The sequence below is a fragment of the Aerosakkonema funiforme FACHB-1375 genome (assembly GCF_014696265.1).
GTDB lineage: Bacteria > Cyanobacteriota > Cyanobacteriia > Cyanobacteriales > Aerosakkonemataceae > Aerosakkonema > Aerosakkonema funiforme_A.
In genome coordinates this window covers 1-24,924 of sequence record NZ_JACJPW010000119.1, presented here as the reverse complement: position 1 = coordinate 24,924, position 24,924 = coordinate 1, and the positions used below count along the sequence as shown (strand labels likewise).

General features: G+C 45.1%; 20 protein-coding genes and 1 tRNA gene. 7 read left to right on the top strand and 14 right to left on the bottom strand.

Translation table 11 applies throughout. The annotated features are described in order from the left end of the window. Positions 1-99: 99 nt before the first annotated feature. The 4 genes from H6G03_RS31055 to H6G03_RS31040 form a co-directional block, all read right to left on the bottom strand. Positions 100-2,211 (bottom strand): caspase family protein, encoded by a 2,112-nt coding sequence (locus H6G03_RS31055; protein ID WP_190473673.1) that lies wholly within the window; start codon positions 2,209-2,211, stop codon positions 100-102. Between the two features lie 95 nt (positions 2,212-2,306). Further along, on the bottom strand, positions 2,307-3,074 hold the full coding sequence (locus H6G03_RS31050; protein ID WP_190473671.1) for a tetratricopeptide repeat protein: 768 nt from the start codon (positions 3,072-3,074) through the stop codon (positions 2,307-2,309). An 81-nt stretch (positions 3,075-3,155) separates the two neighbouring features. Continuing rightward, positions 3,156-5,993 carry a CHAT domain-containing protein gene (locus tag H6G03_RS31045; RefSeq protein WP_322112008.1) on the bottom strand — a complete coding sequence of 946 codons (2,838 nt, stop codon included), beginning with the start codon at positions 5,991-5,993 and terminating at the stop codon, positions 3,156-3,158. A gap of 157 nt (positions 5,994-6,150) precedes the next feature. Beyond that, positions 6,151-6,999, bottom strand: coding sequence for a tetratricopeptide repeat protein (locus tag H6G03_RS31040; protein WP_190473669.1), 849 nt, complete (start codon positions 6,997-6,999; stop codon positions 6,151-6,153). A 6-nt stretch (positions 7,000-7,005) separates the two neighbouring features. Between H6G03_RS31040 and H6G03_RS31035 the strand changes: the two genes are divergently transcribed. Beyond that, positions 7,006-7,212 (top strand): hypothetical protein, encoded by a 207-nt coding sequence (locus tag H6G03_RS31035; RefSeq protein WP_190473667.1) that lies wholly within the window; start codon positions 7,006-7,008, stop codon positions 7,210-7,212. A gap of 84 nt (positions 7,213-7,296) precedes the next feature. Here the strand turns inward: H6G03_RS31035 and H6G03_RS31030 are convergent, their stop codons facing one another. The 3 genes from H6G03_RS31030 to H6G03_RS31025 all read right to left on the bottom strand — a co-directional run bounded on the left by H6G03_RS31030 (position 7,297) and on the right by H6G03_RS31025 (position 11,060). Next, positions 7,297-10,359, bottom strand: coding sequence for a CHAT domain-containing protein (locus H6G03_RS31030; RefSeq protein ID WP_190473666.1), 3,063 nt, complete (start codon positions 10,357-10,359; stop codon positions 7,297-7,299). A gap of 48 nt (positions 10,360-10,407) precedes the next feature. Next, positions 10,408-10,539 carry a hypothetical protein gene (locus tag H6G03_RS39040; RefSeq protein WP_255512301.1) on the bottom strand — a complete coding sequence of 44 codons (132 nt, stop codon included), beginning with the start codon at positions 10,537-10,539 and terminating at the stop codon, positions 10,408-10,410. A gap of 77 nt (positions 10,540-10,616) precedes the next feature. Continuing rightward, positions 10,617-11,060 (bottom strand): pentapeptide repeat-containing protein, encoded by a 444-nt coding sequence (locus H6G03_RS31025; protein WP_190473664.1) that lies wholly within the window; start codon positions 11,058-11,060, stop codon positions 10,617-10,619. A gap of 450 nt (positions 11,061-11,510) precedes the next feature. Here H6G03_RS31025 and H6G03_RS31020 point away from each other — a divergent pair, with 450 nt between their 5' ends. Further along, positions 11,511-12,152 (top strand): DUF4232 domain-containing protein, encoded by a 642-nt coding sequence (locus H6G03_RS31020; protein WP_190473662.1) that lies wholly within the window; start codon positions 11,511-11,513, stop codon positions 12,150-12,152. 209 nt (positions 12,153-12,361) lie between these two features. On the opposite strand, the gene H6G03_RS31015 is transcribed toward H6G03_RS31020, so the two are convergent. The 3 genes from H6G03_RS31015 to H6G03_RS31005 all read right to left on the bottom strand — a co-directional run bounded on the left by H6G03_RS31015 (position 12,362) and on the right by H6G03_RS31005 (position 15,470). Then, complete coding sequence (locus H6G03_RS31015; protein WP_190473660.1) at positions 12,362-13,333, bottom strand: CBASS cGAMP-activated phospholipase; 972 nt, start codon at positions 13,331-13,333, stop codon at positions 12,362-12,364. A gap of 22 nt (positions 13,334-13,355) precedes the next feature. Continuing rightward, a complete protein-coding gene (gene folB, locus H6G03_RS31010; protein WP_190473659.1) occupies positions 13,356-13,718 on the bottom strand; it encodes a dihydroneopterin aldolase in 363 nt (120 codons plus the stop codon). 447 nt (positions 13,719-14,165) lie between these two features. Continuing rightward, complete coding sequence (locus H6G03_RS31005) at positions 14,166-15,470, bottom strand: glutamate-5-semialdehyde dehydrogenase (protein ID WP_190473678.1); 1,305 nt, start codon at positions 15,468-15,470, stop codon at positions 14,166-14,168. A 73-nt stretch (positions 15,471-15,543) separates the two neighbouring features. Between H6G03_RS31005 and H6G03_RS31000 the strand changes: the two genes are divergently transcribed. Both H6G03_RS31000 and H6G03_RS30995 read left to right on the top strand, forming a co-directional pair. Beyond that, positions 15,544-16,362, top strand: a complete 819-nt coding sequence (locus H6G03_RS31000) for an ABC transporter permease (protein WP_190473657.1) — start codon at positions 15,544-15,546, stop codon at positions 16,360-16,362. Beyond that, a complete protein-coding gene (locus H6G03_RS30995) occupies positions 16,363-17,115 on the top strand; it encodes an ABC transporter ATP-binding protein (RefSeq protein ID WP_190473655.1) in 753 nt (250 codons plus the stop codon). A 240-nt stretch (positions 17,116-17,355) separates the two neighbouring features. Here H6G03_RS30995 and mazG read toward each other — a convergent pair whose 3' ends face one another. Beyond that, positions 17,356-18,171 (bottom strand): nucleoside triphosphate pyrophosphohydrolase, encoded by an 816-nt coding sequence (mazG, locus tag H6G03_RS30990; protein ID WP_190473653.1) that lies wholly within the window; start codon positions 18,169-18,171, stop codon positions 17,356-17,358. Continuing rightward, a complete protein-coding gene (locus H6G03_RS30985) occupies positions 18,164-18,778 on the bottom strand; it encodes a metal-binding protein (RefSeq protein ID WP_190473651.1) in 615 nt (204 codons plus the stop codon). Before H6G03_RS30985 ends, mazG begins: the two co-directional genes overlap by 8 nt. A gap of 43 nt (positions 18,779-18,821) precedes the next feature. Between H6G03_RS30985 and H6G03_RS30980 the strand changes: the two genes are divergently transcribed. The 3 genes from H6G03_RS30980 (at position 18,822) to H6G03_RS30970 (ending at position 19,505) form a co-directional block, all read left to right on the top strand. Then, positions 18,822-18,894 (top strand) — tRNA-Val (locus H6G03_RS30980). 177 nt (positions 18,895-19,071) lie between these two features. Next, positions 19,072-19,251, top strand: a complete 180-nt coding sequence (locus H6G03_RS30975) for a hypothetical protein (RefSeq protein ID WP_190473649.1) — start codon at positions 19,072-19,074, stop codon at positions 19,249-19,251. A 104-nt stretch (positions 19,252-19,355) separates the two neighbouring features. Continuing rightward, the gene (locus H6G03_RS30970; RefSeq protein WP_190473647.1) at positions 19,356-19,505 is read left to right on the top strand and encodes a hypothetical protein; all 150 of its coding nucleotides are present in this window, start codon (positions 19,356-19,358) and stop codon (positions 19,503-19,505) included. 48 nt (positions 19,506-19,553) lie between these two features. Here H6G03_RS30970 and H6G03_RS30965 read toward each other — a convergent pair whose 3' ends face one another. Next, a complete protein-coding gene (locus H6G03_RS30965) occupies positions 19,554-24,059 on the bottom strand; it encodes an NB-ARC domain-containing protein (RefSeq protein WP_199315565.1) in 4,506 nt (1,501 codons plus the stop codon). Positions 24,060-24,091: 32 nt separating this feature from the next. Next, the gene (locus H6G03_RS30960) at positions 24,092-24,517 is read right to left on the bottom strand and encodes a hypothetical protein (RefSeq protein WP_190473645.1); all 426 of its coding nucleotides are present in this window, start codon (positions 24,515-24,517) and stop codon (positions 24,092-24,094) included. Positions 24,518-24,924 lie beyond the last annotated feature (407 nt).

Genomic DNA, 24,924 nt, shown 5'->3' with positions numbered 1-24,924 from the left:
AATTGTGCCGATGCACGATATGCCTACGGCACGCTGTGCGAAGGCACTCCTGCAAGTGCCTTAACAAAAGTTCATACAGTGTCGATTACTTTTGTCCGACTACTTACCGCGAGTGCCTTCATTTAAATCGTCGAGCAAATTATCGATCGCCTCTGTGGGTTGGTTGAGCGCGATCGGCCCTCTGTCCAGCTGTCCTTGGGATGCGATCGAGCGTAAGGCAGAAAGTGCTTTTCGCAAAGGAGCTTTACTGGCAATAATCAGAATTTCCGTTACTCCTTTGGGCTTTTGGGTAACCAACGAGAAATTATCTTTACTGGGGTCGGGTAGCAGTAGCGTTTGACCTGAATTAAGCTGCATAATATCGTCTGTTGCTGTCCAATTGTTGGGAAACAGAACCGACATTTCACCTGCGGAGTCAATTGCCAGCACGCTGACATAAATTTTAGTTGCCTCGTTGTTGGTGATGCGAAACTGAACCGATGTTCCCAGAGGTAATTGACGAGAATTGGCGGGTATAGAAGGAGTTGCAGAATTTTGGGAAGGTCGATTTGAGGGAATGGCAGAAGACGCGATCCCGCGCACGGTAAAGGTGCTGGCAAGCATTTCATTTTGACCTTCTCGATTCATCGAGGCGGTTACATTCAGCCGCGATGAATTGGTGTTGAGGGCAAGTTTGACAATGTGAGATGCGAGGAGAGATTTTAGCTTTGACTGCAAACGATTTAGGGCATCGGCTACACTTTCGCCAGCTGCACCAAACGAACTGGGAATTACATCGAGTCCGGCAGAAAACAAACCTATACTATTAATATTGGGAATATCTGTTACTTGTTTTTGCTGCAATTCTTGACGGTAGGCTTGGGTGATGCGCCCCAAAATGTAATGTACTTCTCCTTGTTGCAGGGGTACGATTTCAATGCGCTTATTAGCTTGTAAGATTTGTGTTGCTGCGGCGGCGTCATTACCCAAAGATGAATCGAGAGCGATGCGTAAAGAAACGTTGGTGGGAATACCGCGCACATTTTCTTGCAGGAGGGTTCCCGATTGTGCAGTTCCGATTAGTTTGCCTTGTCCGATCAATCCGTTGCGCGATTCTAATTGTACTTGACCTTTGTAACGGTTTTGCGGGTCTAGGATCGCAAAAACAGCATTGCGATCGAACGCTGCTAAACTTTGGGGGTTAAGTCCTCCTAACCAGATTTGCACTCGCTCTCTTTCTACTTTGAGGATGACTGCTTCTGCTGGTGGTGTTTGTTCTTTGATAAAGTAAACTGGTTGACGATCGTTATCGCTTCCTGGCTTAATTTCGTATTCTGGTTTTTGTTCTTGAGAAGATAGCTGGGTGGTAGTGCGAGCAACATTGGGGATAACTTTAGCAAAGGTTTCGCTACCAGTTTGTTGCCAAAGATATTGGGTCATCACATAAGTAAAAGCGCCAGCATGAAAATCACTAAAAGGTGCGTCGGCGGCTAGTTCGTTACGTCTGGCAGAAGCGATTGCTACTCCTTTGGCAACACCTTTGCGACGTTGTTCGATAAAGTCTGAGGGCGAAAGATTCAACCGTTTCAGCCATTGCTCTTGGTATTCTTTTTCCGCCGAAATTGCTTGTAATTGAGAACCTCCTGCGCGGGAACGCACGCGGTAGTTACCGCGTGTCGCTCCTCCAGAGTGACAGCTATCCAGCACAACAGTGAGATTTTCTGTTTGGATTGCTTTCATCAGCAAAAATAGGGTGTGTCCCATGATATCCTGAACTACATTATTTTGAGAAGTTTGGGAGTAATCTACTGGGACAAGAGTGCTGTTAAGATTGTCAGGGGTATCCTTATCGGGATCTTTTACTCTCGATCCGTGTCCGGAGAAATGAAATACAACTACATCTCCTGGCTTTGCTTGTTTAATTAAATGTTCTTCAAATGCTGATAATATATTTGCTCTAGTGCCTTGGTTATCGGTAACGGTGAGGATGTCTTTGGAGTTAAAACCAAAGCGGTTAATTAGTAGCTCTTTTTGTAAATTAACATCCGTGACGCAGCCCAACAAAGGTTGGTCTTGATAAGTGTTAATTCCGATTAATAAAGCTAGTTTGCGCGGTGTGCTTTGCGCGATCGCACTAGCGTAACGAAGCGCTCTTTGCTGGACATCTAGTTGGCTGAAACCGAGCGTTGCTAGAACAGAGCCTGAAAATTGCAAAAAATGACGGCGCTTCATAAATTTTTGAGTGGTGTAGGGGCGACCCTTGCGATCGCTTGTATTTGAGTTTGGAGTTTAAGAGATTTAGCATTTAGCACCCTGAAATTTTTGTTCTAAAGACCGGGTAGCGTTACATTGTAGGTTCCGGCTGGAAAATTAGGTGTGGGAGATGCACAAGCAATGTACAAATTGTTTACCAAGATAATGGTAACCGGATTTGTACTGCAAGAAATTGGATTTAAAGCTTGACTGGTGAAAAAAGCGGAAATTTTGCTTGTCACAGGTACTGGTACTATTTGGTTGCGGTTTTGGGAGACTAAAACCCAAGGCAGTTGATTGAAATTATTTTTATTATCGTTACCAATGATATTAGTGTTATTTAGATTGTAATTTGTTAAATTTGGGGTAGATTGATTGGAGTTAAAATCTGGTGTTTGAGGAAAAATTGCCGGGGGTGAATTGAGTAAATTTAACTTAGATTGGGCGTTCAGTTCGCGATTGCGATCGCCAATATTTCTGTAAATTTCTAAAGCTTGCTGGTAGTAGTTTCGCGCCATCTCTACCCGGTTTGCTCTGTCGTAAATATCGCCGATTTTAATCATGGTGTCGGCTTCGCCACTCCTATCACTCAGCTGCCTGCGAATGGCAAGCACTTGCTGAAAGGTTTCCAATGCTTTTTGCCATTGCCCTTGACGTAAAATTTCATCTCCCTGAACGAACAGCTTATCTGCGTTCGCTCTTAGTAATGCTCTTTGTTGTTCGGTCGTTGGTGCCTGTGCTTGCGCGTCCAAACTTCCTAGATTATAGCCCGGTAGTGGCACGTTGAAGTTGGGAGACAGAAGCAGAAGTATTGTGACTGGGATGAGGTGACGGCGGAACATTGGCGCACCTAATTACAAATAGAAGATAGGTTTTTTGAGGCAACGAACGTATTTCAATTTTAGCTAATAACTGAAAACTGATTAAAGTCCGTTGCCAATAAGTATGAATGATGACCAGTAGTAGGGATGGTTAAGGCGATCGCTTATTTGCGGTGGTAGGCTGTTGCGTGTGCGCCCTTGGATGCCGATGCCGCGCTGTTGCCCTACTGCTGAGTAATTGCGCCTAATTAATTCTATTTGTGCTTGCCGCAAAGCTTCGGCTTTAGTGATGTTTGTCTTGGTTCCCACGCTTCTGCTTAAGGATAACGCAGTATAAAAAGCATCCATTAATGCCTGCGTACCGCCATCGGAAACTGACCACAAGGAGGCGATCGCAGCTTTTGCCCCAGCTTCTTGAATTAAATAACCAAAACCGAGAATTTCTTCGCCGTTACCCAATTTACCGCCTATGCCGGTTTCGCAGGCACTCAGCACCACTAAATCTACATTAGTTAGTCGCCAGTTTTCCACATCTGGCAAAGTGACGCGATCGCCATTTCCAAATAATATAAATGAATCATCCGGTTGTCCGACTACAAACGCCGCGTGAGTCGCCAAATGAACGATATTGTAATCGTTGAGACGGGGAACGGTGGCGTTGCGAGTGAATTCGCCATCTAGCAATTTAAGAGAGTTGGGAAAAATCGTGACTAAATTGTCTACTTCGCGGGCAGCAAAAGGCAATCCAGCGAAGAAAAATTCGCGATCGCCAATACGAAATGTGTAGCTACCTTTGGTAAAACCAGCCGCTAAAACTTGCGGTTTATCTGGCGGTTGCGTGTTGAAATCTGTGAGGCTATCAGCAGTAATATAATTGATGCGAAAATGCTCCACCAACCATTGTTTGCCATCGTGCAAAGCTGCTAGAGGAATGTAGCGCAACTGTTCGTCAGGAGCATAAATAAGTGTTTGCACTTCGGCTTGAATTAGGTCATTTTCCAAAGGTTTGATTAACCATTTGTATAGCTTTTGGGCAGAAATTTTCGCATCGGATTCGGGATTTTGCAAAGCGCTGCGAAATTCCACAATTGCCCGGTTGAGTTCTGAACGTTCGACACTAACAGTACGACGGATAGGCGGGCTATCGGCTGTGGTGAGAATTAATTCTAAGCGGTCTTCTAAAATTAAAGGATAAAGTAATACTGCTCCTTGTCCCAAGCGCTGCAAATTGTCTTGAATATTTTTCAGCCGCCGCAAACTGATACTTCCATCTCTCACAATTGGGCTTTGTGCTGCTATTAAAGCTTGCACTTCCGGACTGCGGATGAAGGCGTTAAATTCAGCTGCGATCGCTTCTTGCGCTTTGACAATTTCGGCGATGCGCGTAGCTTGAGCGGGTGTGCGATTTGCTTCGGGAATTTTTCGTAATTCGGCAAGTTCTTTTCCCAATTGAATAGCTCTATTTTGAATAGCAGCATAGTCGGCGTTAACTTTCTGTTCTTGGGGTAGTAATTCTACACCCTGAGATGTTTGTTCGTTACCTCTCACATTACCAAGATAATCATTCAATTCTTGAACTTTTAGTAAATCGATGACTTGTTGTGCTTCTAATATACGATTTTGTTTGAGCAAGAGATCGGCTAAAGAGCGATAAGTATCTGCTACGGTTTTTGTATAGGATTCCTGTTGTTCGCGGGGGAGCGATCGCAAGTTTTTACGGATTGCTTCCGTGACATTGACTGATTGCTTATAAAAAACAATTGCTAACTCTGGCTGGTTTTGGCTTTCTAAGGCAGACGCAATGTTGCTGAGCGTAACCCTTTCCAATCCGCGATTGCCAATCTCTTTAAGAATTACTAATGCTTGCTGATAATATTCCAAAGCAGAAGCATAGTCACCTAAACTTTTGTAAACCATTCCGATACTATCTAGAGCGTTGCCAACTCCCACGCGGTTGCCGACTTCTGTTAAAATTGCCAATGCTTGCTTAAGCGAGTCTAGTGCTTGGGAATGTTGACCCAAATTATCGTAAACCAAAGCTATGTTGCTGAGGGTTATACCTTCACCTGTTCGATCGTTAATATTTTTCCGAATCGCTAGAGCTTGCTGATAGTATTCTAATGCTTGGGAATATTGGTTTAATTTTTGGTGGAGTAAGCCAATGTTATGCAGAGTGTTACCAAGGTTTGGGCTGTCTTTAGTAACTTTTATCACTGCCAAAGCTTGCTGATAAAACTCCCTAGCTTGGGAATACTGACCCAATTGGCTATAAAGTTCGGCTAGATTATTGAGAGTGCGTCCTTCACTGACTCGATTGCCGATTTCTTTGTGAATTGCTAAGGCTTGCTGATAGAAATTTAGAGCTTGAGAATACTCTCCTACTTCGTGATAAGTTAAGCCAATGTTGTTGAGCGTAGCTGCTGTACTCGCACGGCTGCCAATTGCTGTTTGAATTGCTAATGCTTGTTGATAGAAATTCAGCGCTAGATCGTAATTTCCGAGTTCGCGATAAATTAAGGCAATGTTACTAAGCGTAACGCCTTCACCAATGCGATCGCCAATTTGTCTGTGAATAGCTAAAAATTGCTGACAAGCCTGTAACTTTTGCTGAAGATTTTCTACTTGTTCCTGACAAGGTATTTCAATAGAAAGCAAGCTGCCAGAGCGGTTGCTTCTTAAGGGACGCAGCAGTGAATTATTCGGGTACGGATTATTAGGATAAAAAATCGGAATCGTAGAAAGGGAAGGCAGCAACATTTCCGGCAGAGGCTCGATGGGTGAAAGGCTGGGAACCGGACTGGCAGGAAGGGGAGAAGTTTCAATTGTCGGTGTTTGTGCCAGAACATCTGAATTGAGGGTTTCTGTCAGTATAGGGAAAGAAGCCACGGAGAAAAGCAGCGTTGTACTCACAAGACTGAGAAGTTTCAGATGATGTTGCACGGTAATACTGCTCCATGATTGAGTTCGATCGAGTTTGTTATTTATTAATCTTATTGTATCTATCGTTTATTGTTGATTGTTCGTAGTTTGTTGAAGTTGCCATAAATTATGAACCACAATTATTAATTGCAAACATGAAATAGTATTGGGCGAATTGTTAGCGTTTGCCGATTTCCTCAAGAATAGGTGCTGGCAATGGATTTTGTTCAGAGGGAGGTGGCGGACTTGGCGGGGAAATGTCATCATCGCCAAGAATAATCGGACTGACTGGTAAAGATTGTCGTCTTACACGCATAGCACATTGCCGATTGCGATCGGCTTGCTGTCGAGCTACTTGCTGATATAATTGTCTCGCCAGGTTATTTTGACCGATTCTTTCGTAAACTTGTCCCATTCTTTGTAGAGTTGCATCTTCATTTTGACAGTTTTGCTTTCTGCGGTAAGTTGCTAAAGCTTCCCGATATGCTTGCAATCCGGGAGAAAAATCGCCTAATTGAACATAAAGATCGGCAATGCTGAGGAGGGTTTCCGTTTCGCGATCGCTATTGTTGCTTTGTCTGTAAATGGCGAAAGCTTTCTGATAGGATTCCAGCGCTTTTAACCTCTGCTGTAATTGCAGTTGATATTCCGCCATTCTCACCAAAATATCTGGGTTGCGAAAAATGTCGAAGGCTTGCTGATAAAATTGTACAGATCGATCCGGCTGACCCGATGTGCGATAAACTACTGCCAGGTTATTGAGGGCGATCTCTTGTCGTTCGCGATCGCGATTGTATTGACTCAAAGCTAATACCCGCCGGAACATATCTACAGCTTCTTGCAACTCTCGTCTTTTCGCCTGTTCCACGCCTATTTGTAACAATCGATCGGCTTCTGGATTTGCTGTTATAGGTTCTGTTTGCGCTTGTGCTGAATTAAAAGTTATCGAGTGGGAATTGGGCTTTATGTTAGTAGCAATGCACAAAATTAAAGTCGCGGTAAAAACCCAGACAAATCTCAGAGTCATACGATTTTGGATTTTGCGCGAAGTGGGCGTCTTGGCGGTGACCGTCACGATGCCCACCTTCGCAAGAGAGGATTTTGGATTTTTGATTGGCTGGAAATTGAAAGAGCAAAGCTTGAAATTAGTCAAAAATTTTTGATGATTTCCATTGAAATGGAAAGCTTGAAACCACTTTTTTTCGGTCAATGGCATGGTAAGATTCCTGGGAAAGCATAATAGACGATCGCGAATAATAATCTAACTTAATCTTAAAAGACTGAATATCCGTTTGTACAGCTACCTTCGCAACTAGCAAGCTGATTAAAGTCCGTTACCAATGAGTATAAAGGGTGACCAGTAAAAAGGATGACTGAGGCGATCGCTTACTTGAGGTGGCAAGCTGCTGCGAGCGCGTGCTTGTACGGCAATGCCCCGCTGTTCTCCCAGTGCTGTAAAATCTCCGGTAATTAAGGCTATTTGCGCTTGTTGCAAAGCTTCGGCTTTGGTGATGTTGCCTTTCTGAATAGCAGTATAAAAAGCATCCATAAGTGCTTGCGTGCCGCCGTCGGAAACTGACCACAAAGATGCGATCGCAGCTCTAGCACCAGTTAACTGCATCTGATAGCCAAATCCCAAGATCTCTTCTCCATTTCCCAGTTGTCCGCCTACACCAGTTTCGCAAGCACTCAACACTACCAATTCCACATTCGGTAATGACCAACTTTCCACATCTCGCAGCGTTACTCTACTGCCATCGCCAAATAGAATAAAAGAATCTTCTGGCTGTCCGGTTACGAATGCCGCATGAGTCGCCAAATGAATAATATTGTAATCGTTTAAACGGGGAATAGTAGTTTGGGGATTGAAGGCATTATCTAATAGTTTGGTGGTACTGGGAATGCTTGCCGCCAGATTTTCTACTTCTTTCCCAGCAAAGGGTAAACCCGCAAAAGTTAACTGACGATTGCCTACAGTTACATTGTACGTACCTTGGGTAAAGGCAGCAGCTAAAATACGGGGTGGTGATGGGGGTTTGCTATTGAACTCCGTCAGACTGGCAGCGGTAATATTGTTGATCGCAAACCGCTGTACCAACCATTGTTTGCGATCGTAAAGAGCGGCTATGGGAAGATAGCGCAGTTGTCCGTCGGGAGCGTAAATTATTGCCTCTGCTTCGGCTTGTCTGAGGTCTTTTTCTATTGGTTTAATGAGCAAATCGTAGAGTTTGCCTGCGGGAGTTTTGGCATCGCTATTCGGCTGTGTTAACGCGGTTCGCAATTCTAAAATTAACTTATTTATATCTTGACGTTTGGCATTAACTGTGCGTTTAATTGGGGGCGAGTAACTCGTTACTACGACCAATTCCAAGCGGTCTTCTAGAATGAGCGGATATAACAGGACAGCCTTTCGTTGCAGTTGCTTTAGTTGAGCTTGCAATTTGTTGAGGCTTCGCAGATTGATACTTTCACCGCCAGTACTTTGGCTGAGTTGTTGTGTCAGCGCTACCACGGCTGGATTGTTGATAAAATTATTAAATTCCGCTCTAATTTGCTGCTGAATTTGTACGAGTTCGACAATGCGTTGCTGTTGCGCTGGGGTGCGGTTTGCTTCGGGAATCTTTTGCAGTTGGGCGAGTTCTTTTCCCAATTCAATTGCTTTGTTTTGAATGGCTGCATAATTTTCTTGGACTTTCTGTTCCTGGGGTAGCAAATCAACGCCTTGAGATGTTTGCTCGTTTCCGCGTACATTGTGAAGGTAATTGTCTAGTTCTTGGAGTTTGAGCAAGTCCAAGGCTTGTTGTGCTTCCAGCACGCGATTTTGCTTTAATAATAGGTCAGCTAAGGAGCGATAAGTATCGGCAACAGTTGTGGTATATGATTGTTGTTGCTCTCGCGAAAGTTTCTCTAAATCTTTACGAATAGCTTCTGTGACGTTGACGGATTGTTTGTAGAAACTAATAGCTAGTTCTGGTTTATTTTGCGTTTCTAGAAGTTTGGCGATGTTGCTGAGAGTAATCCTTTCGCCCGGTCGATCGCCTACTTCTTTTTGAATAGCTAATGCTTGCTGATAAGTATCTAATGCTTGCGGATACTGACCTAGACTTTTGTAAATAGAACCAATGCTATTAAGGGTGCCTCCTTCGCCGGCGCGATCGCCTATACTTTTACGAATTGCTAAAGCTTGTTCAAACAACTCCAGCGCCTTGGCATACTGACCTTGCGTATCATAAACTACCCCCATATTACCGAGAGTGTTTGATTCACCTGCGCGATCGCCTATACTTTTACGAATCGCTAATGCTTGTTGATAAAACGCCAATGCCTGAGAATACTTACCCAGACGATTGTAAGTTAATCCGATGTTGTTCAGCGTAGCTGCCTCAACAAACTTGTCGCCAGTTTTTTGGATAATTGCTAAGGCTTGCTGGTAGGAATCTAGCGCTTGGGGATACTGACCCAAACTGTAGTAAACTCCGCCTATGTTACTGAGGATATTCCCTGCACTTACAATTTTGCCAATTGTTTTAGAGAGCGAGAGTGCTTGCTGATAGAACTCGATCGCTTTGTGATATTGGCCTAGATAATCGTAAACTATCCCTATATTTCCCAAGGTAGCAGCTTCACCAGAGCGATCGCCTATACTCTTACGAATGGCTAAAGCTAGCTGATAAAACTCTAGCGCTTGGGTATATTGGCCTAAATTATTGTAAACATATCCCATCCCATTGAGCAATCGCCCTTCGTTAATGCGATCTCCCGTTGCTTTGGCAATTTCTAATGCTTGCTGATAGAATTCTAAAGCTTGAGGATATCGACTTAATCTGCGATGAACAACTCCCATGTTGAAGAGGGTGCGTCCTTCACCGATGCGATCGCCCACTTCTCTACGGATAGCCAAAGCTTGCTGCAACATTTCCAAAGCTTTGCCATATTGACTGGTATCTCTGTAAAGTATTCCCAGGTTATTGAGTGTTTCGCCAACACCTGCTTTGTCGCTTAATTGTGTGCGGATACTCAAAGCTTGTTGCAACACTTCCATCGCCTTGTCAGGTTGACCGAGCTCGTTGTAAACTTCCCCTATATTATTGAGCGCTGACGCAATACCTGTTTTGTCATTTATTTCTATATATATTGTCCTAACTTGTTCAAAAGTTTGGAGAGCTTCGCGAAACTGACTGCTGTAAAATTGTTGAATTCCGATCTGTAACAGCCGATCTGCTTGTGTCTTTCGGTCTTGTGGGGACAAATTCACCCCATCTGTACCTTGCGCCAGAACTAAATGGCTGGATTTTGCCAAAGAAATTCCTACTAGCTGTAGGCAATATATTAACGAGAAGATCGGAATTAGAGTAGCAAGGGTGAGGTATTTAAGACGGGGATACATCAGGATTTTCCTCTACAAACATCCTCATTTTTTCTTCTATACCGAAAGCTAGAATCCTGATGAACCGGCCCCGTCGGTTTGAGTGGGGATGCGATCGGGAGTGGTGAAATGTCCGTTTCCACCTTGCAAAGGTGCTGTCACCTGCCGCGAAGAGCTAGCAGTTAGGATTTTCAGTTTCATTTTTCTGTACCATCCTTAGTAGTTCATTTCAGAGAAAGCGTGGTTATTTTGGTTATTCCCACATTTCCTATTCTCATCTACCTTGCGCCCGCACCTCCGGTTTGAGTGGGGATGCGATCTGGTGGGGTGAAATGTCCGTTTCCTGGTTGCAGAGGCGCTGTTACCTGTTGCGTTCCTTGAGTTGGAGTGGCAAGATTGCCAGAGGAAAGTCCAACTACATCAGTCAAATTGGCATCTTTGAGATCGACACCAGTCAACTTGGCATTTGTCAGGTCTGCATTAGACAAATTGGCAGCATTCAGTTTGGCACCACTCAAATCGGCACCATTGAGATTTGCACCCCTCAAATCAGCACCATTGAGATTCGCACCTTTTAAGTCAGCGCCACTCAAGTCACATTTTTGACAAATATTGGTGTTCAGTAACTGTTGGAGGTGTTCGGGATTGACGGCGCTAGCTGGTGCAGTTGCTAAGCATACAGGTGCCAAAATAGCCGTAGCAGTTAGGATTCTCAGTTTCATTGTGTCTGTGCCGATTGATTGAGAAGGAGTTAGCGAGGCTACTTTTATTATTCCCAAATTTTAGGTGGAAATTACTCCCAGCTTGAAGCGATCGCTATTTGTCGATCGGTAAAGATTTGCCAGGTGACGAAGTGGGGTGGTCTTAGTTAGGGACTGTCATCATCTCGAAGGATAGTTGGACTGTTTGTATCGGGTTGCATCGGTAGTGTAAGAATGATGCGAAAGATTATTTGTGGGAATTAGGGGTTAAATTTTTACCGCAGATGTAGACAGATAAACGCAGATGTAGGCGATAGCCTTCCCGTAGGGTACGCAGATAAGAAATTAGATAATAACTCATTTTTTATGTAAACGATGCTACCGGATATGAGATCACTCCTGACTGAGCGGTAGTGGCAATTTAAATTTTTTTAGATTTGAATGGGTAAATAGGTACTTTGTATAATTGTTATGCAGGCTTCACCCAACGATCCCAAAAAAATCTGGCTGGCACTAACTGCCGTGGCTTTAAATTTGCTAAATCCCCTGGCTGCAAACGCAGTCTCTACTGACTTAGTATCTATTTTCGGTCTGAAACAAAATTTGTTCTCACCCACCTTAGTCTCAGCAAATACTAAAGCGATCGCACCATGTCAAGCTTCTGCACTCAGGGGTGTAGCGCAAGGATGGAGTAGAGATTCACAGTCGCTGGGAGGTAACTTTTATATTACGAACAAGAGTTCTCGACCCTGTGCGCTAAATACATCTAGCCGAATGCAAATAGTGGACGGACAAGGACGACCGTTACCGATCGGTCGCCCTTTGACATCGGGTTTTTGGGGGTCGCCTGTTCGCAGCAGTTTTGTGTTAAAGCCTAATGATTCTTTATTCGCATTAGTAGTGTGGGGAAACTGGTGCAGATCCGCACCTAAATGGGATATCAGTATCAGAATTACGTTACCAGCTAATGGGGGTCAGATTACTATGCCGATTAGGGATAACAGAGGTATTCCATTACGGATTACGCCTCCTTGTAGCGAGCGTAATCAGCCCTCATATTCAATGCTTCAATACGTCGATACAGGTTCATCTCGCTCCGATCGAAGTCTGTAGCGATAAATTTAGGCGAGATTTTTTATGGTGAAAAATGTTCATTTTTTTTACAGATGATGGTGATGGTGGGTGACAGCACTCAGCGCTACTCCCTGACCGCGCAAAGAATATGTATGCTTTGGGGGGAGTGGGAGAGCGGGAGAGTGGGGGAGAAAAGAACAACAGGTAACTTGCGATCGATAATCTTACGGCGGTCAGGGAGTCATCTGTTAAGAAAAGTTTTGTTGTAAGAAGTTTTTGAGTACTTCTCGATTCGGCTGCATATAGTTTTGTGTCAACTCTATTAACCTGGAAATATTTTGCTCTGTGGCGTCATCTATCATATCTTTCTTGATGGTAGGTTGCAGGCGCAGGTAACGAGTAGACGCTCTACCGCCAAGTTCTGGAGGACTCATTACTTGGCGAGTAATATAATCGTTAATGTCGGCGGAAGCATCGAATAATACTTCTATCAAGCGTCCTCCCCATATCCAATTTCCTATTCCCCAGGCGCGAACTTGTGCAAAGGGAATTGAATTAGTTGAATTCCCCGTACCAATGGAGAGAACAGAAATTTCCCTGACGGGATTATCTAGGCGGAGTGCTTCTGCAACGGCGCAGGCGGTAGGATTGTTCGCTCCAACGCCGCCGTCAATGAGGGAGTAGTCTTTGTCTTGAGTTTTCAGTAAATGTGCGGGGAAATAAGTTGGTGCAGCGGAGGAAGAAACACACAGTTCCCACAAGGGAGCATCTATCCAAGGTTTGTATTTTTGCCAGCTTTTGAAAACGATCGTTTGTCGATCGATCGTGTCGTAGGCGGTAATTAACAATCGTGGCGATGTGTCGATGTCAGACAGCTTCGTGTTACCGAACTGCTCTTTCAAAGCGTTAATCAAACCTCGATCGGAAAATTTAGGCGCTGAGAAACCGTATTCCAACAGCAATTTTAGTCGCTGAGGTGACCAACGACTGGTGTAGGGGAAGATAATTTTGCCTTTTTGCCTGTAGAGTTCGAGGATTTCCCGGCTTCTTCGTCCTGTGGCGATCGCAGCTGCTAAAATCGACCCAGTGGAAGTCCCTGCAATCAAATCGAAGTACTGATTTAAAGGGCGATCGATTAATTTTTCTACTTCCTCAAGAATAACGGTAGGGATAACGCCGCGAATACCCCCGCCGTCTAAACTCAATATGCGAAATGGCACTGTTTTTCCCTTCTTGCTAAAGTTACTGCGGTTTTCCCCTGGTAATATCGATTGCGATCTTACCGCCAAAGTCGGGAATCGGGGCTGAGGGCTTTGTCACCTTAACTCGAACTTGCGTTACCTTCTCAGTTTCCAGGATAGTGGATGCGATCGTCTCGGCTAACTTTTCGATTAATGCAAACTTAGATGACTTCACCAAATGCTTTACTGTTTCGATCGTGCTGCGATAATCGTGGGTATCTTCGATCGCATCGCTTTTAGCTGCTTTTGACAAATCCAGCCATAAAGTAAGATCCACTTCAAACCACTGTCCCAGTACCTGTTCTTCTTGTAGGTAGCCAGTGTAACCGTAGCAACTAATTCCAGTAACGTGAATGCAATCCATAATTAGGGGTTAGGGATTAGGGGTTAGGGATTAGGGCGTCGGAAGAAATTTTCTCCTCACTCCTAAATGTTTGTGAGATTAAATCTTCAGTATTCTTTAGAATTGTACTTATTAGCCATCAGACATTTATTATTTGTGGGAAAGCAAATGACCGATGACTAATTATATCGTGTCCGGTAGCATCGGTACTGTAAGAATGATGTTAAGGATTGTCTGCACGAATCGTGGGTGAAAATTTAACCACAGATGAACACAGATGTGAGCGCTCTCTTTTTGACGCTACCGATGCAACCGGACATGATATTATCGCAAGTTGCTAGTTACATTATTCAAGCTTAAATTAGGTACGTAGTTGGGCTTTAGCCCCCTGATTCGAGGGATAACAAGGATATGAGCCCAACAACATACCCAGAAAGCAAATAACTAGCAACTTGTGTTAATTACCAATTACAGATCTCGATGCGTAAAAGGTTTGGCATCTTTACCGGCGTAAGTGGCGACAACATGACCGTCGCCGACAACTTGATACTTATAAGTTACCAAACCTTCCAATCCAACAGGGCCTCTCGGTGGCATTTTTTGGGTGCTAATTCCTACTTCTGCACCGAAGCCGTAGCGGAAGCCATCGGCAAAGCGAGTGGAACAGTTATGATAGACTCCGGCAGCGTCAACTTGGGCGAGAAATGTCGCGGCGGTGGATGAATTTTCGGTGACTATGGCTTCGGTATGTTTGGAACCGTATTTGTGGATGTGAGCGATCGCATCTTCCAGAGAATCGACTATTTTGATCGATAAAATCAAATCAGTGTATTCTGTTGCCCAATCTGCCTCTGTCGCTGGAGATATTTTTAAAATTTTGCGGGTGGCTTCATCGCCGCGCAATTCGACATGACGAGTTTGCAAAGCCGCCGCCACCAAAGGCAGGAAATCTCGGGCTACTGATTTGTGAACTAACAAAGTTTCGATCGCATTGCAAGCAGCTGCATACTGGGTTTTGGCGTCAACTGTAATATTTACTGCCTTCACGATATCTGCCGCTTCATCTATATATATATGGCAAATTCCCTCTGCATGACCCAGGACTGGAATGCGGGTATTTTCCTGCACAAATCTGACAAACGAATTGGAACCTCTGGGAATAATCAGATCTATATATTCATCCAACTTCAGCATTGCCAGAGTTTCTTCTCTCGTAGTTAGCAATTGCACTGCTGCTGGGGAAACTTCCGTATATCCCAATTCCAAATGAATTGCCCTTACCAAAGCTTGACAGGTGCGAACGGCTTCTTGTCCGCCTTTGAGAATAACGCCGTTACCCGATTTGATGGCTAAACTCGTTATTTGCATCACCGCATCGGGACGCGCCTCAAAAATGACGCCCAAAACCCCCAGAGGACAGCTAATGCGCTTGAGGATCAGTTTTTCATCGAGTTCGCGGTGAATATCCACAACGCCTATGGGGTCTGGCAAACGCCCCACATCTCGCACGCCTGCGATCGCAGCCTTAAGCTTAGTTTCATCTAACTTTAGCCGCGCGATCAGCGGTTTGGCAATATTAGCTGCCACAGCCGCTTCGCAGTCTGCTGCATTCGCTGCCAAAATTTCCGGAGTTGCAGACTCTAAGGCTTGGGCCACAGCTTCGATCGCTTCATTTTTTACCTCAGCGGAAAGCACCGCCAGCCGTCGCGCTGCTTGGCGGGTTTGTTGAGCGATCGAAGTTAGGGAAGACGAGGCAATTTGCGAGGTGGTCATGGACATTATTTAACTTGCAGCGTATAGTTTCAAGGTTAGTACAACTAACTAGCTTCGTTCGCAGGGTAGTGTGGTGGGAGTAAGTAAAACATTCAAATTTTTAGATTCGAGTTCTGCTAACGATCTGATTCGATATCTGGAATTATTACAGGTCTTGGTAACGCGCAACCTAAAGGTGCGTTATCGCGGTTCTATCTTGGGAGTGTATTGGTCGCTGTTAAATCCCGTGATGATGACGGGTGGATATACGGCGATTTTTGGCATGGCTTTTGCGTCCTACTATCATAACTCCCTGTTCAAATATATGCTGGATGTGTTTGTAGGGTTAGTCGCGATCAACTTTTTTTCAGCTTCTACCACCCAAGCCTTGCCGAGTTTGGTAAGCAATGGGGCGCTTTTGAACAAGATTCGCCTACCGATAAACGTTTTTCCGATGTCGATGATTGCGGCGAATGTGTTTCAGTTTAGCAGCGCTTGCTTGCCAATACTGGCGATCGCCACATTGATCACATCCAAGAGTTTACTTAATGTGGTCGCTTTGCTGTTACCGTTGCTGTCTTTGGCTTGCTTGTGTACTGGTATCGGATTTATCGTCAGTGCCCTGTTTGTGTTCTTTCGCGATTTGCCTTACTTTTATGAGTTAGTGGTGTCTATCCTGTGGTTTGGCTCTCCGGTGTTTTATCCGGCGGCGATCGTACCCGCCACTATCCGTCCGTTCTTGGTCTTTAACCCTATAGCCTTAATCATTGAAAGCATTCGTCAGATCGCTTTGTCAGGCCATTCTCCTAATTTTGCCTTAATAGGCAGCTCTTTGCTCAGTAGCCTGGTGGTTTTGGCTGTAGGATGGAAATTATTTGATAGCTGGCAGCACCAGTTCATGGATTTGTTGTAGATGTACGCGATTTGTCTGGAACAAGTGTCCCTGTGGCGACGGACGCAAGAGGAATTTTCTTATGACTTGAAGAAAACAATTTTATCTTTTCTGGAAGGCAAGTACCGTCAGCCTGCGAAGAATTTGGTGCTGGATCGGGTAGATCTGTTTGTAGAAGCAGGGGAGAAATTGGGAATTATTGGTGGAAATGGCGCAGGTAAATCCACCTTGCTGAAGCTAGTCTGCGGTATATTGCAGCCAACTTCCGGTTCTGTGCGAATATGGGGTAAAATTGCACCCCTGATCGAGTTGGAAGCGGGGTTTGACCCAGAAATATCTGTGCTGGATAATATTGTGTTTTATGGGGTGATGCTGGGGTTTTCCAGACGAGAGATGCGAGAACGGGTCAAACCTATTTTAGAGTTTGCAGAACTGGAAGATTATGCTTATGTGCCGGTCAAAGCTTTGTCTTCGGGGATGGTATCGCGGTTGGGATTTGCGATCGCTACCGATGTACATCCTGATATTCTCATTCTCGATGAAGTTTTAGCGGTCGGAGACCAACGCTTTAAAAATAAATGCAAACAGCGTCTGCAAAAGTTCTGGGATGCGAATGCGACTGTTTTATTAGTATCTCACGAACTGGATTTGATCGAGCAAACTTGCGATCGCGTGCTTTGGCTGGACAAAGGACAGGTGAAGTGTATCGGCGAAACTAAAGAGGTTGTCGGTTATTATCGGGATATGGTTAAGCACACCTCCAGTTTCTCATAAACTATAGCTAGGGGCTAGGAGCTAGGGATTAGGGGCTAGGGGAAGAAGTCTTTAGTAATAATATAAACTTATCTAATCGTAGGATGGGTTAGGCACGGGCGATAATTTGAGCATTTTCGATCGATAATTTACTTCCCGTGCTGTAACCGACCATCCCACATAATCTGTAGCATATACAAACATTTTCCACGCCTAACCCGAAAGACCATGAAAGAGTTTGCTATAATTTGGCTCTCATGACTATTTAGTATTTTTCGCAAGTTTCGCTTTTGCTTGTTGCCAAAGTTGTTCCAATTCATCTAAAGTATAATCGGAAAGAGGACGATCGGCTGCTATTTCCATTTTGATGATGCGCTGAATAAATCGCTCGTTTGTTCCCTGCAAAGCGGCTGAAGGATCGAGGTCATACCAACGCGCCAGGTTAATTATTACAAACAGCAAATCCCCTAATTCTTCTTCTTGCCTCCGTTTTTCTTCATGTCCGACCGCGTGTTTTAATTCTGCCAATTCTTCCTTAAATTTATCCCAAACACCTTCAATATTCGGCCATTCAAACCCAGCAGCAGCAGCTTTTTGAGAAATTTTCATTCCCGCCATCAACGGTGGCAAAGTTCGCCCATAGCGACTTAACTTAGAACTTAGTAACTGCGGTGCGTCCGTCGCTTCACCTTTTTCTGCGGCTTTAATTTCTTCCCAATTTTGACGTACTTCTTCCGCACTTTCAACTTGCACATCGCCAAACACATGAGGATGTCTGCGAATCAGTTTTTCTGTAATCCCTTCAGCAACTTCAGTTAAACTAAATTGACCGCAATCGCTAGCAATTTGAGCTTGCAATACTACTTGTAATAGTAAATCTCCCAATTCTTCTGCGATCGCATCCTTATCCCCACCGCGAATCGCATCCACCACCTCGTAAGCTTCTTCGATCACATAAGGAATCAGAGATTGGGGCGTTTGGGCCAAATCCCACGGACAGCCACCATCAGGCGATCGCAACTTCGCCACCACATCAATTAACCTTTGCAATGCTGCTAAACTAGAATCTTCAGCCATCTTTCCTCTGCGTTCTCTGCGTCTTGGCGGTTCGTTTCTTCACCCTCACTGGCGAAGATTTCCGCCTGCCCTTCTTCCTCTTAGGCATGATAGCCTTTAACCCACCACTTTTAAAGCGCTTGTAAGCAGAACCGCTCCAATCGGATAAAGAATGGCTCATCGCTCCCAATTCTAAACCGATATACAAAGCGATCCACTCGTTATAGTGTTGCACAAGGGAAGCCAAAACTAACTTAGCGAGTTCCTGCCAACTGGCGATCGCCACTCCCAACCATTCCGCCACCAAGCACAAAACCGACCCCAGCGCAACTATGCCACAGATAAGATAGACCGATCGCAACGCCGTACCGATAATTGGCCCATGCGATAAAAAAGACCGATGGCGCAGGCTTCTTTGATAAGGAATCCATATCCAGCGCAACCAACCCCAGCGTTGGAACTGCCGCGAGTAGATATCCAAATCCGGCCCAAACATCAGTCCCCCGAACAGAAACCCGCCTGACACAAGCAAAGTCAGGTTCCCACTCTGCGTCTGTCCGAACGTGAAACCCGCGACAACAGGTAAACTCCATAAAGTTATGCGATCGTGCGTTCCACCACTTGGCATTTTAAAAATAGTCTGCTACTATATGTAATTGTGCGCTGAAAACGGGCGGTTAGCTCAGTTGGTAGAGCGCCTGCCTTACAAGCAGGATGTCACTGGTTCGAGTCCAGTACCGCCCATACCTCCAGCCGTTTTCACTGGTACACAGTGGTACAAAATTGGTACACGCATTTATAAGGGTTTTAGCCTCTCGTCACCAGCATAATATCACTGTTTTTAGATGTAATTGTTTCAAACTCGCCATAGCCATCTTGCAATTAAGGTGGCTTTTGTAATTTAAAGAAGTTCCTAGACAAATGGAAGCATCAAGAATAAATGAACAGCCAGAATTAAAAACTAAAATTCAACAAGCAAACGAAACCTTTGCCAGTTCTATGACAGGTAAAATAGCTGAAGTCAAAATTTTCGGTAGTGATTTCAGCCAAGCTAAACTCAAAGAAGTTCAAAATTGTGCGATCGCGATCCAGAGGCGGTAGTTAATGAGTTTATTGAGTTAATCAGTAAGTAATTGATGTTTTAGGAGATTACAAGTAAAAAAAGAGTAAACATTCACCTTTTATGATTAGCATTAGTCGATTTGGTGCGATCGCCTTTTCCAGAGCAAACTCAACAAGAGAAAGCGATCGCACGTTGGGAAAAGTTTCGCAGCAATACCCATTTGCCCTTAATGATGGCTGATTCTGTGGGTGCGATCGTCTTTTCTGGATGCGATCGTAGTTTATCAATATAATTAATCGGAGCATTTTGCAGGCGAATATAGCATTGGTGTGGATGTGCCTCAACGCCACCATTTAGCTACATCCTGAATAGCATGAAAAAGGTCTTCCAGTACTGCTTCACCACCTAAAGCAAAGATTACTGGCTCTAACTCTGCCAAGTCTCTCAACAAGTTTGGGCGAGTGCGGAGAGATAGAGAGTGGAGTGTATCTTTCCAGAGGGAAAAAAGTTTAACTTCTGGCATCTGTGACAGATGGGGAGCTAAAGCTCTCAGGGCTTCGGCGCGATTGTACTCTTCCTCAATGGCTTGGGCAGCTTTGAGGGCTTCGGGTAACAAATTTTCTGGCAGTTTGGTAGCTATTGCACTCAGGGCTTGGGCGCGATACCGCTCATACTCAAAGGCTTGGGCAGCTTTGAGGGCTTCGGGTAACAAATTTTCTGGCAGTTTGGTAGCTATTGCACTCAGGACTTTGGCGCGATACTCCTCATTCTCAAAGGCTTGGGCAGCTTTGAGGGCTTCGGGTAACAAAGTTTCTGGCAGTTTGGGAGCTATTGCAATCAGGGCTTCGGCGCGATACTCCTCATTCTCAAAGGCTTGGGCAGCTTTGAGAGCTTCAGGTAACAAAGTTTCTGGCAGTTTGGGAGCTATTGCAATCAGGGCTTCGGCGCGATACTTCTCAGACTCAAAGGCTTGGGCAGCTTTGAGGGCTTCGGGTAACATCTCTGGCAGTTTGGGAGCTATTGCAATCAGGACTCGGACGCGATTACACTCAGACTCAATGGCTTGGGCAGCTTTGAGGGCTTCGGGTAACACCTCTGGCAGTTTGTCTGCTATTGCAATCAGGGCATAGGCGCGATACCACTCTTCCTCAATGGCTTGGGCAGCTTTGAGGGCTTCGGGTAACATCTCTGGCAGTTTGTCTGCTATTGCTCTCAGGGCTTCGGCGCGATAATACTCATGCTCAATGGCTTGGGCAGCTTTGAGGGCTTCGGGTAACATCTCTGGCAGTTTGTCTGCTATTGCTCTCAGGGCTTCGGCGCGATAATACTCATGCTCAATGGCTAGGGCAGCTTTGAGTATGAGAGGTAACACCTCTGGCAGTTTGTCTGCTATTGCACTCAGGGCTTCGGCGCGAAGATACTCAGACTCAATGCCTTGGGAAGCTTTGAGGGCTTCAGGTAACAAAGTTTCTGGCAGTTTGGGAGCTATTGCAATCAGGGCATAGGCGCGATACCTCTCATCCTCAATGGCTTGGGCAGCTTTGAGGGCTTCGGGTAACAAACTTTCGGGCAGTTTGGGAGCTATTGCAATCAGGGCTTCGGCGCGATACCTCTCATCCTCAATGGCTTGGGCAGCTTTGAGGGCTTCGGGTAAAAAAGTTTCTGGCAGTTTAGGAGCTATTGCACTCAGGGCTTCGGCGCGATACTGCTCATACTCAAAGGCTTGGGCAGCTTTGAGTATGAGAGGTAACACCGCTGGCAGTTTGTCGGCTAAAGCTCTCAGGGCTTCGGCGCGATGATACTCATTTTCAATGGCTTGGGCAGCTTTGAGGGCTTCGGGTAACACCGCTGGCAGTTTGTCGGCTAAAGCTCTCAGGGCTTCGGCGCGATACTGCTCATCCTTAATGGCTTGGGCAGCTTTGAGGGCTTCGGGTAACACCGCTGGCAGTTTGTCGGCTAAAGCTCTCAGGGCTTCGGCGCGATCCGACTCATCCTCAATGGCTAGGGCAGCTTTGTGGGCTTCGGGCAACACCGCTGGCAGTTTGTCGGCTAAAGCTCTCAGGGCTTCGGCGCGACACCTCTTATACTCAAAGGCTTGGGCAGCTTTGAGGGCTTCGGGTAACAAAGTTTCTGGCAGTTTGTCTGCTATTGCACTCAGGGCTTCGGCGCGATCCCTCTCATCCTCAATGGCTTGGGCAGCTTTGAGGGCTTCGGGTAACACCTCTGGCAGTTTGTCTGCTATTGCACTCAGGGCTTCGGCGCGATACCTCTCATACTCAATGGCTTGGGCAGCTTTGAGAGCTTCGGGTAACACCTCTGGCAGTTTGTCTGCTATTGCACTCAGGGCTAGGGCGCGAAGATACTCAGACTCAATGCCTTGGGAAGCTTTGAGGGCTTCAGGTAACAAAGTTTCTGGCAGTTTGTCGGCTAAAGCTCTCAGGGCTAGGGTGCGATACTCCTCATTCTTAATGGCTTGGGCAGCTTTGAGGGCTTCGGGTAACAAAGTTTCTGGCAGTTTGTCGGCTAAAGCTCTCAGGGCATGGGCGCGAGCCAAGTCATTATACTCAATGGCTTGGGCAGCTTTGAGGGCTTCGGGTAACACCTCTGGCAGTTTGTCTGCTATTGCACTCAGGGCTTCGGCGCGATGCTGCTCATCCTTAATGGCTTGGGCAGCTTTGAGGGCTTTGGGTAACACCTCTGGCAGTTTGTCTGCTATTGCACTCAGGGCTTTGGCGCGATGCTGCTCATCCTTAATGGCTTGGGCAGCTTTGAGTATGAGAGGTAACACCTCTGGCAGTTTGTCTGCTATTGCACTCAGGGCTAGGACGCGAAGATACTCAGACTCAATGGCTTGGGCAGCTTTGAGGGCTTCGGGTAACAAAGTTTCTGGCAGTTTGGGAGCTATTGCACTCAGGGCATCGGCGCGATACCTCTCATCCTCAATGGCTTGGGCAGCTTTGAGGGCAGATTGTAGTGCTTTTTCTTTGAGAATTACAGACAAGCAATTTTCTATCTCTGCTAGTTCCGTAAGAGCTGTTACTTTCTGCTGTGGCTCTGGAATCTGCAAAGCATAAGCTAAACCCTGTTCTGGAGTCCACACCTGTTTTCTCACCAGTGCCACCAGCAAAGCAGGAGGAATATTTTTCGCCAAGCTATTCAGGGAAGCAACAATCAGCGCATAGCGGCATTGCCAACCAATAATTTTAGAGGTTGGCGTTTGATTGGCATCCACTATTTCCCAAATCCGAGAAATATCGCTGATATAGCCAGCCGTTTGTCCTAAACGTTCTCGCGCTTCATACCAACCATTGCGACCATTGGCGGCTGTCTCCCGTAGCAGTTGGTGAATTTCTTCTGTCCATTGCGCTTGCTCTAAATGCCACACTAAACGCTGATGAATGTAGCCATCATCAGCCAAAGTATGCCATTGCCCATTTTGAGTTTTCTGCTGATATCGTGCTAATAACTTTCTGTGAGCTTCAGGTAAACTAATCCCTATCCCTGCTGTAGATGTCAGCAGTCGGCGGGCAACATCGTGTAACAAGTCGTGCATCCGATAGCTATTCCAACTAGCACCCGCGATTTCTACAGGTGAGTTAGATTGCAATAGCGCGTCATTCCATAACAGTTCCAAACGCTTTTTAGCATCTGTAACAGAAATATCCCAAAGATTTGCCGTCATCGGTGCGGTGATGGTGACATCTTCAGGTAATACCCCCAACCAGATAAAATTGTGCCAAGCTGCTTCGCTATAGTCTTTTAGTGCTTTCAGACTCAAATTGAAGGTTGCTTCTAAAGCTTGCTTGCTGCGAGGTCCTTCTAACTCTTCTAATCTGGCTACCTCTGCCTTTAAAGCTGCTTCTAATTCGCTCCAAGCTACTCCCCGCTTTACTCTGGCTGCCACCAAGTTCAAAGCAAGTGGTAAATATCCTACTGCTTTAGCAACCTGTAAAGCTTCTTGTCCTTCTCCTGTGATTAATTCCCGTTCTAAAGATTTCGACAATAATGCCAGAGACTCCTCTGGTGTCATCAAATTTAGTTCTGTTAGTTTCGCTGTTACACCATCAGCCACATCAACTCGACGCGAGGTCACGATTACCTGAGATTGGGAACTGGCGACTAAGAAGGGCTTAAGGTGGTCTGAGTCCCAAACGTCATCAACAACTAACAGAACAGCTTTTTCTTGCAGTAAGCCGCGTAAATGATTTGAGGTTTCTTCGATGGTTCGTGCCGGAAATTCGTAGTCTCCGAGAGCTTTTACCCAACTACTTAGCAGTGAGATAATATCAGGAGTTTGACCTAATGTAGCCCACAGCACCCCGCCAGAGAAACGCTTTTGAATATCAGTATCGTGAGCTAAGGCAGCAACTAAGGTCGTCTTGCCAATTCCCCCTAAGCCATGCAATGCACTAACTAATAAAACGCCAGAATTAGAGGTGGTATTCGCCAACAAACCAGCTTTAAGACTGCGGCTAATGTCAGGGCGATCGACAAAATTAGTAGGTAAATTTGGTGCTTGGAAAGGTCTATCGACTGGACGACGATAATTAATAGTTAGATTACCGCCTACAACGCCAACTAAAATATTGCCATCGCCTTTTGAATTTTGAACAACATTATCTTCTTTATAACTAGAAATTGGTTGTGCAGATTGAAACTCAGATTTAGTTTTTTCCTCAAGTTTAGCAATGTTAGTATTCTTTGCATAAATATTATTAGTTTTATGGCTTAACTCATGCCCAAATCCGCGCCTTATCTTGCGACGTTTTTTACTAAAAGAACGAGCTAACTTAGAGAGAATTATATATATGCGTTTGAGAAGCTTTCTCAAATATCTTTTCAGCACTACTTTAGCCTCATATCTTCTATTCTCATTAACTAATTGATAGTTCCATCTCCTTGAACTACTGCAATCGACTTATTGTAATCACCAGTCACATTCTGTGCAACATTATAAGTATTAATAGCCTTCGCAACGGTTTCGGGATTTTCCTCTAACAACCGAGCTATTTCAGCAGCTAAAGCTCGATCTTCGTCTAACAATTTTTTCAGTTGTTTCTGAAGAGTCTCTTTAGCATCGTCATCTTTGGGAGAGTTGGCTAATTCCTCTGCTGCACCTTTTGCCATTGGCTTTGCTTCTACCTTCGGCTGCAACTTAGTCCACAAAGCCTTTGCTTTTTCCCATGCACCAGCACCCAACCCTTCACCCAATTTTTTACCTGCCTCTTCTGCGGCTTTTTCCCCTGCCTTCAAAAGGTAGGGTAAGAAAGGAGTTAAGAAAGCCGTCAACGTTACTACATCCATCTGCTAACTCCAGTGCAATTATTTGACTAGGATCATTTTCTACTTTATTCTTCTATACATGAGTCCGCCCAGATTTTTTTTGTAAATTTTTATTAAAATAGCTATATGTAACTGTAGCAGTCAGCAATCCCAAAGAGTTGGGTCTGCATCCAAGACGACGAGGACACGCACGCCCAAATTATGGTGCAACTGAAAAGGGGTGGGAATTTATACTAAATTTCTACAACCTTAATTCCAGACTAAAATTCTTAAACAAGATCTTTCCCAATTCCTTAAAATTTGACAGAAACAACAGGGATATACAGCGGTTCCCGCTGTAAAGAGGTACAATAAGATATGATTGTTGTAGTCAAAGCTAATGAAAGCATATTCCCTCGATCTGCGGCGAAAAATAGTAACAGCACATT

Bases quoted from the DNA above. Each gene is read 5' to 3' on its own strand.
- H6G03_RS31055 (WP_190473673.1), bottom strand. From the start codon at position 2,211: ATGAAGCGCCGTCATTTTTTGCAATTTTCAGGCTCTGTTCTAGCAACG.
- H6G03_RS31050 (WP_190473671.1), bottom strand. From the start codon at position 3,074: ATGTTCCGCCGTCACCTCATCCCAGTCACAATACTTCTGCTTCTGTCT.
- H6G03_RS31040 (WP_190473669.1), bottom strand. From the start codon at position 6,999: ATGACTCTGAGATTTGTCTGGGTTTTTACCGCGACTTTAATTTTGTGC.
- H6G03_RS31030 (WP_190473666.1), bottom strand. From the start codon at position 10,359: ATGTATCCCCGTCTTAAATACCTCACCCTTGCTACTCTAATTCCGATC.
- H6G03_RS39040 (WP_255512301.1), bottom strand. From the start codon at position 10,539: ATGAAACTGAAAATCCTAACTGCTAGCTCTTCGCGGCAGGTGACAGCA.
- H6G03_RS31025 (WP_190473664.1), bottom strand. From the start codon at position 11,060: ATGAAACTGAGAATCCTAACTGCTACGGCTATTTTGGCACCTGTATGC.
- H6G03_RS31020 (WP_190473662.1), top strand. From the start codon at position 11,511: ATGCAGGCTTCACCCAACGATCCCAAAAAAATCTGGCTGGCACTAACT.
- folB (WP_190473659.1), bottom strand. From the start codon at position 13,718: ATGGATTGCATTCACGTTACTGGAATTAGTTGCTACGGTTACACTGGC.
- H6G03_RS31005 (WP_190473678.1), bottom strand. From the start codon at position 15,470: ATGACCACCTCGCAAATTGCCTCGTCTTCCCTAACTTCGATCGCTCAA.
- H6G03_RS30995 (WP_190473655.1), top strand. From the start codon at position 16,363: ATGTACGCGATTTGTCTGGAACAAGTGTCCCTGTGGCGACGGACGCAA.
- mazG (WP_190473653.1), bottom strand. From the start codon at position 18,171: ATGGCTGAAGATTCTAGTTTAGCAGCATTGCAAAGGTTAATTGATGTG.
- H6G03_RS30985 (WP_190473651.1), bottom strand. From the start codon at position 18,778: ATGCCAAGTGGTGGAACGCACGATCGCATAACTTTATGGAGTTTACCT.
- H6G03_RS30975 (WP_190473649.1), top strand. From the start codon at position 19,072: ATGGAAGCATCAAGAATAAATGAACAGCCAGAATTAAAAACTAAAATT.
- H6G03_RS30960 (WP_190473645.1), bottom strand. From the start codon at position 24,517: ATGGATGTAGTAACGTTGACGGCTTTCTTAACTCCTTTCTTACCCTAC.